Source organism: Serratia nevei, assembly GCF_024160145.1.
GTDB classification, from domain to species: Bacteria; Pseudomonadota; Gammaproteobacteria; order Enterobacterales; family Enterobacteriaceae; genus Serratia; species Serratia nevei_A.
In genome coordinates this window covers 1-458 of record NZ_JAMYWQ010000128.1, presented here as the reverse complement: position 1 = coordinate 458, position 458 = coordinate 1, and the positions used below count along the sequence as shown (strand labels likewise).

Here is a 458-nt window from a genome sequence, read left to right as displayed (position 1 = left end):
GCTGCTTTGATTTTCAGGAAGAAGTAAGCGTTATCCCGGTATCCATAAGCCATCCGCTTCATCACCTTTATCTTATTGTTCATCCCTTCCAGCACGCTGGTATTCAACCGGTGTCTGGCACTCGCGATGATGCCACCGGCATACCCCTTCAGTTTCTCGGCGAAGTGTTGCAACGCCTTTATTCCACTTTCCCGGGACTGTCTGTACCAGCTTGCCCAGCGTCTTTGTGCCTCTTGCTCGCTCGGGGCGTACCACAGGTCTTTCAGCGCCGTTTTCATCAGCCATACCACATTCAACGGCTGATTCGCTTCCAGTAACTCCGTGAGTTTTACCTCATGCCCTTCGGGGAGATTTTCCGGGTTGCGCAGCAACAGCCAGCGGCTGCGTTTGATGACCTGACGCGATTTTGGGTTATCGCGAAGCTGATTGGCCTGGTCGACGCGCACCCGGTCGATAAC

Annotated in this window: 1 protein-coding gene; it reads right to left on the bottom strand. The window is 53.9% G+C overall.

Annotated features, from left to right (window positions below; all coding sequences use genetic code 11):
* The coding region (locus M6G53_RS25070; protein WP_253335281.1) for a transposase at nucleotides 1–458 on the bottom strand (458 nt) is incomplete at both ends.